This window comes from Microcoleus sp. S13_B4, assembly GCF_036700885.1.
GTDB lineage: Bacteria > Cyanobacteriota > Cyanobacteriia > Cyanobacteriales > Microcoleaceae > Microcoleus.
The window spans coordinates 21,104-27,103 of sequence record NZ_JAUBPU010000071.1; the positions used below are offsets into that span (position 1 = coordinate 21,104).

At 45.1% G+C, this 6,000-nt stretch carries 6 protein-coding genes; 4 read left to right on the plus strand and 2 right to left on the minus strand.

All coding sequences use genetic code 11. From position 1 onward, the window contains the following. Window positions 1-184: 184 nt before the first annotated feature. The 3 genes from QT994_RS24235 (at window position 185) to QT994_RS24245 (ending at window position 4,259) form a co-directional block, all read left to right on the plus strand. A complete protein-coding gene (locus QT994_RS24235; RefSeq protein WP_333179072.1) occupies window positions 185-1,378 on the plus strand; it encodes an NAD(P)/FAD-dependent oxidoreductase in 1,194 nt (397 codons plus the stop codon). A gap of 195 nt (window positions 1,379-1,573) precedes the next feature. Then, entirely contained in the window at window positions 1,574-3,493 is a 1,920-nt protein-coding gene (locus tag QT994_RS24240; RefSeq protein ID WP_333179075.1) for a S9 family peptidase, read from the plus strand. Window positions 3,494-3,542: 49 nt separating this feature from the next. Further along, window positions 3,543-4,259 carry an HAD-IA family hydrolase gene (locus QT994_RS24245; RefSeq protein ID WP_333049505.1) on the plus strand — a complete coding sequence of 239 codons (717 nt, stop codon included), beginning with the start codon at window positions 3,543-3,545 and terminating at the stop codon, window positions 4,257-4,259. A gap of 162 nt (window positions 4,260-4,421) precedes the next feature. On the opposite strand, the gene QT994_RS24250 is transcribed toward QT994_RS24245, so the two are convergent. Together QT994_RS24250 and QT994_RS24255 are read right to left on the minus strand one after the other, a co-directional pair. Next, window positions 4,422-4,898 carry a transposase gene (locus tag QT994_RS24250; RefSeq protein WP_333179078.1) on the minus strand — a complete coding sequence of 159 codons (477 nt, stop codon included), beginning with the start codon at window positions 4,896-4,898 and terminating at the stop codon, window positions 4,422-4,424. Between the two features lie 111 nt (window positions 4,899-5,009). Then, window positions 5,010-5,234 (minus strand): hypothetical protein, encoded by a 225-nt coding sequence (locus QT994_RS24255; RefSeq protein ID WP_333179081.1) that lies wholly within the window; start codon window positions 5,232-5,234, stop codon window positions 5,010-5,012. A 79-nt stretch (window positions 5,235-5,313) separates the two neighbouring features. On the opposite strand from QT994_RS24255, the gene QT994_RS24260 reads away from it, so the two are divergent. Continuing rightward, on the plus strand, window positions 5,314-6,000 hold a 687-nt coding region (locus tag QT994_RS24260), incomplete at its 3' end, for a helix-turn-helix domain-containing protein (protein WP_333179083.1).

Consider the following 6,000-nt stretch of genomic DNA (forward strand, 5'->3'; position numbering starts at 1 on the left):
GCTCTAGGTGTGAGTTTAACGGATTCAAGAGATGGAGGTTGAGGTTCGAGGGAAAGATGGAAGATTTTCCCATTTTCCCATTTTCCCAGTCTCCCAGTCTTCCACTCCCCCCTTCCCCACTCCCTCACTCTCGTTAGAATAAGATAAGTTTCCTTGCTACCGTGAGCCCCTCAAACAAAACACCATGACTCAACAACAACCCCGGATTTGCATTCTCGGCGGAGGCTTCGGCGGACTCTACACAGCCCTGCGCTTGAGTCAGTTACCCTTCTCCAAAACCGAAAAACCCGAAATTGTCCTAGTTGACCGTCGCGATCGATTTTTGTTCGTTCCCCTGCTGTACGAACTCCTAACCGGCGAACTCCAAACCTGGGAAATTGCCCCGCCCTTTGCCGAAGTCTTGGAAAACACAGGTGTGCGCTTTTGTCAAGGTACTGTCTCCGGCATCGATGTGGAGGAAAAGCGAGTGCAGTTGCACGACGGGCCAGAAATTCCGTGCGATCGACTTGTTTTAGCTTTAGGTGGCGAAACCCCCCTAGATATGGTCAAAGGTGCCATTGAATACGCTTACTCGTTTCGCACTCTCGACGACGCCTACCGCTTGGAAGAAAGACTGCGGTTTTTAGAAGCCAGCAACACCGACAAAATTCGGGTTGCGATCGTCGGGGCCGGTTATTCGGGAGTAGAATTAGCTTGTAAATTAGCCGATCGACTCGGAGACAAAGGTCGCGTGCGGTTAGTCGAACAAGCCGACATGATTCTGCGGACATCACCGGAGTTTAACCGCGAAGCCGCCAGCAAAGCTTTAGAAAAACGGAAAGTGTGGATCGACTTAGAAACAGAAGTAGAGGCGATCGAAGCGGACACAATATCCTTACTTTACAAAGGACAATTAGATGTTCTTCCCGTAGACATAGTTCTGTGGACAGTAGGAACTCAAGTTAGTCAAGCAGTGCGATCGCTACCCCTCAAACAAAACCAGCGCGGTCAATTAATAGTCAATTCGCAAATGCAAATTATCGACCATCCAGATATATTTGCCTTGGGAGACTTAGCTGAATGTCACGATGCAAGTGGTCAAAAAGTCCCCGGAACAGCCCAAACAGCCTTCCAGCAAGCTGACTACACCGCCTGGAACATTTGGGCCTCCCTCACCGGCCGCCCATTACTTCCTTTCCGCTATCAGCCGCTAGGAGAAATGATGACATTAGGAATTGACAACGCCACCCTAGCCGGCTTAGGAATTAAACTCGACGGACAACTAGCCCACATTGCTCGCCGCCTAGCCTATCTCTATCGGATGCCAACATTTGATCATCAGCTAAAAGTTGGTTTCAATTGGATTAGCAAGCCGATTCAGGATTTGCTTAAAAGTTAGTTAATTGTTGACTGTTAACTGTTAACCGTTAACTGTTGACCGTTGACGGTTGATTGTTGATCGTAGGACTTATGATGGCGTCCCATAAACCGGTTTTTCACGCAAATACTTCACTACTACACTACCCGCAGATTTGGTAAAGACCGAGTTTTTTCTTTAGTAGTGTAGATAATAAAATTTTAGCCACGATAAAAAATGCAAACTTCCACATCTCAACAGCCAAAAACCGAACTCCCGCCCCTAATTCAGCGGGAGATTCTGTTTGGAAATCCCGAAAAAACTAGCCCCCGACTTTCACCAGACGGCAAGTATCTCGCCTACATTGCACCAGATGAACACAACGTCTTGCAAGTGCGACTCCGTACCGTCTGTCAAGCAGACGATCGCCAACTGACAGCAGATAAAAAACGGGGCATCCGTATGTTTTACTGGACTTACAGCGGCGAAGAGCTAATTTATCTCCAAGATGCTGAGGGTGACGAAAACTGGCATTTATTCTCAGTCAATATCCAGTCAAATCTGGTTCGCGACTTGACACCATTTCAAGGCGTTCAAGCTCAGACGATCGCCTTTGACCGCAACTTCCCCAATGAAATATTAGTGGGAATGAACATCCGCGATCGCAGCAAACACGACGTTTACCGCATTAACCTCAAAAATGGTGCAGTTGAATTTGACACCGACAATCCAGGTAACATCGTCGGTTGGACTGCTGACTCCCAATTCCAAGTGCGGGCGGCCACAGCCACCACTGCCGACGGCGGATCAGAATTAGTGTTTCGGGAAACTGCCGACAAGTCTTGGGAAAGCCTGCGAAGGTGGGGGCCCGATGAGGAAGGCGGTGCCCTCATGTTCTCAGAAAACGGCAAAATTCTTTACATCATCGGCAATCATGATGCTAACGCCGAACGTTTGATCGCATTAGACTTAGAAACCAAACAAGAAACCGATCTCGCCTCTGACCCAGAATACGATGTCGGCAACATTGTCGGACACCCCACCAAGCGAGAGATTCAGGCGGTTTCCTTCTACAAGGACAAGCAAGAGTGGCAGATTTTAGACCAAAGCATAGCAGAGGATTTTGAGGCGATCGGCAAATTTCGCCCCGGCGAATTCTCCATCACCAGCCGCAACCTCGCCGATACCACTTGGCTAGTCGCTTACATGACAGACGACGGCCCAGTTTACTACTATGTGTACGATCGCGCCTCCAAAACCTTCACCTTTCTGTTCAGCAACAAACCCAAACTCGAAGGGCTACCGCTATCATCAATGGAACCGATTTCTTACACCGCAAGAGATGGTTTAACCATTCACGGCTACCTGACACAACCGGTTGGCGTCTCAACACCCGTACCGACAGTCTTGCTTGTTCATGGTGGCCCCTGGGGACGCGATACCTGGGGTTACGATTCACAAGCCCAATGGCTGGCAAACCGAGGTTACGCCGTTTTGCAAATCAATTTTCGCGGTTCCACCGGCTACGGCAAAGCCTTTCTCAATGCCGGCAATCGCGAATGGGCCGCTAAGATGCACGACGACTTGCTAGATGGAGTTAATTGGCTGGTAGAAACAGGAATTTCCCAACAGGATAAAATTGCGATTATGGGGGGTTCCTACGGTGGTTATGCTGCCTTAGTGGGATTGACTTTTAGTCCCGATGTTTTTGCCTGCGCCGTCGATATTGTCGGGCCAAGCAATTTGATTACACTGCTGCAAACTATTCCGCCTTACTGGGAACCGATCAAAGCAAATATGTATCATCGCGTCGGCAATTTGGAAACAGAACCAGAGTTTCTGAAATCGATCTCGCCCTTATTTTTTGTCGATCGCATCCAGAAACCTTTGCTAATCGCCCAAGGTGCCAACGACCCGCGAGTTAAAGTAGCAGAAAGTGAGCAAATTGTCAATGCCATGAAGCAAGCCGACAAACCTGTAGAATACGTGCTTTATACAGACGAAGGACACGGATTTGCCCGGCCCGAAAATCGCCTGCACTTTTATGCGATCGCCGAAGAATTCCTAGCCAAATATTTAGGAGGCAGATTTGAACCTGCGGGCAACATTGCCAATCATTCCGGTGTGATAAATCCACCAACAACTAACAACAGTTGACTGTTGACTGTTAACTGTTGACAGACTAATAATTAATGACTCATAACAAATGACCGAAGTAATTTTTCTAGATGCCGCAGGTACACTGTTTGACGTGCGCGGCAGCGTCGGCGAAATTTACGGACAATTAGCCAATAGTTTTGGAGTAACAGTTAACAGTCAAGAGTTAAATGCAGCATTTTCCCAAAGCTTTGGTTCAGCAAGTCCGATGGCATTTCCAGGGATAGAATTAGCAAAAATTCCCCAGCTAGAATTTGAATGGTGGCAAGCAGTTGCCACTAAAGCTTTTCAAATAGCAGGCGTTTATCACCAATTTTCAGACTTTCCCAAATTCTTTGCCGAGCTCTACGCTCATTTTGCCACCGCCGAACCTTGGTTCGTCTATCCCGACGTATTCCCAGCATTAAATAAGTGGCAGCAACAAGGAATTGAACTAGCAGTCGTATCGAATTTCGATTCCAGAATTTATGCAGTATTAAAAGCACTCAATTTAGCTGACTATTTCAGATCAGTCACAATTTCTACCGAAGTGGGTGCAGCAAAACCCCAGTCTCAAATTTTTGCCGCAGCTTTGCAAAAGCACAACTGCATTGCCGAGAAAGCGTTGCATATTGGCGACAGCTTCAAGGCTGATTATTGTGGTGCTAAAAATGCGGGATTAAACGCAATTTGGTTGAATCGCCAACAGGAAAAAATAGATTCAGAAAAGTTGGATTTAACTGCTCACCAAAAAGTAGAAGAGTTTCCTAGTCTAGATTTTATATAAGTCAGTCCTGGACGTACTCCGGCAAAGAAACCGGGTTTTTTTTACCTAATCGGCGAGTTGCAACGCGTCTTTTCGTAAAAAAAACCGGTTTCGCATGAGTTCCCATGCGTCCAGGACTATAAATACAGCGTTTCCCGCTGTTATGAGGTACAATAGCAACAGTTAGCTTTCCCAATTTCTTAAATGCTGAGGATTTATTAAATTGAGGGCAACTGCTATTATTCTCTCAATCATAGATGCGTTAGTTGGAGCGAACCTCCGCAAAAAAGATTTGAGTTGTGACCACCAGAGTTCAATAGGGTTAAAATCAGGAGAGTCAGGAGATAAACAAATAACACTCGCCCCTACAGATTCAATCGTTGGTACAATTGAAGCTAGTTTATGAGCGGGTAAATTATCCATCACTACTACTGCTCCTGCCCATAATTGAGGACACAAAAACTTCTCAATAAATACGGCAAATGCTGCTGCCTCCATTGAATCATCCATTGTCATTACTGCCAGCACTTTGTTGATACTAAATGCGCCAATGGCTGTAACTTTAGCCCCTCGATAAAATGGTTTTAATGAGGATAGTCTTGTCCTCGGTTGGGAACGGGCATGAGTTCTGGCTAAACGAGCGCAAAATCCCTGTTTCATCCAAAAATAGCAGGTTTTCTGGCTCGATATGTTTGATCGTTTCCCAATATTCTACTCTTAATTTTTGGACTCTTTCTGTTGCGACTTGGCTAATATACCAGGTTTTTTTTTTTAAGATTTAATCCCAACTTCTGCTTGGGCCGACACATTGCCGTGGATCTCACCCAATTTCCACTCTGATTGATGAGCAAATAATTCACACAGCTCTACCAACGTGGCATCTGGATGCTCTGCCACTAGCGCCTTGACGAATGGTTCGGCATTTTTTAGAGGACTAAATTGGGGTTTTGCTCTCGGTTTCGACTGTAAATTACCCTCGGTCTTTTGAAGATTCACCAGTTTTTGGACTAGACTTTTACTGACTCCAAATCTAGTAGCTACTTTCCTAATACCATTTTGCCAAATAAGTGCTACAATGTCAGGTCAGAAAATTAAGGGATTTTTTATGAAGGTCAACTATCAAGAAAGAATTGATGCAACAGTCAAGGAGTTGAAAATAATTTTGTCACAACAACGAACTGTAATTAATCGACAAAAAATCCAAGCACTTTATTGCTTAAAAGCTGGCTATAGTCTAAGTTTGACAGATGTAGCTGAACGTCTAGGGGTACATAGAGTTACTGTACATAGATGGTTAAAAAAATATAGTATTGGCGGTCTATCAGGATTGTTAGAAATACGGCAATCAACGGGTAGACCGCGAGTAATTCCCTCGGGCGTAATAGCTGGATTGTCAAAAAAGTTAAGTGATGAGTCCTGTGAATTCAAGAGTTATAAGCAAATTGCGAAATGGGTGGAAAACAACTATAAAATATCACTCAATTATCACACATTATATAAACACTTACACTATCGAATGAAAGCTAAACTAAAAGTACCAAGACGCTCCAGTATAAAAAAAGATGAGCAAGCAGCTATCGCTTTCAAAAATACACTCAATAAATTGCTGAAAATGGCTTGCTGGTTGGAGGATACAACTCCTAATCCAGCCAAAAATGGGGTCAAGTATTGGTCTCAAGATGAAACTAGAATTGGCTTAAAAACGATTGAGAGAAAAAGAATTACAGCTTTGGGAGTTAAGCCCAAAGGTAAAGTTCAATGG

Bases quoted from the DNA above. Each gene is read 5' to 3' on its own strand.
- QT994_RS24235 (WP_333179072.1), top strand. From the start codon at position 185: ATGACTCAACAACAACCCCGGATTTGCATTCTCGGCGGAGGCTTCGGC.
- QT994_RS24240 (WP_333179075.1), top strand. From the start codon at position 1,574: ATGCAAACTTCCACATCTCAACAGCCAAAAACCGAACTCCCGCCCCTA.
- QT994_RS24245 (WP_333049505.1), top strand. From the start codon at position 3,543: ATGACCGAAGTAATTTTTCTAGATGCCGCAGGTACACTGTTTGACGTG.
- QT994_RS24250 (WP_333179078.1), bottom strand. From the start codon at position 4,898: ATGAAACAGGGATTTTGCGCTCGTTTAGCCAGAACTCATGCCCGTTCC.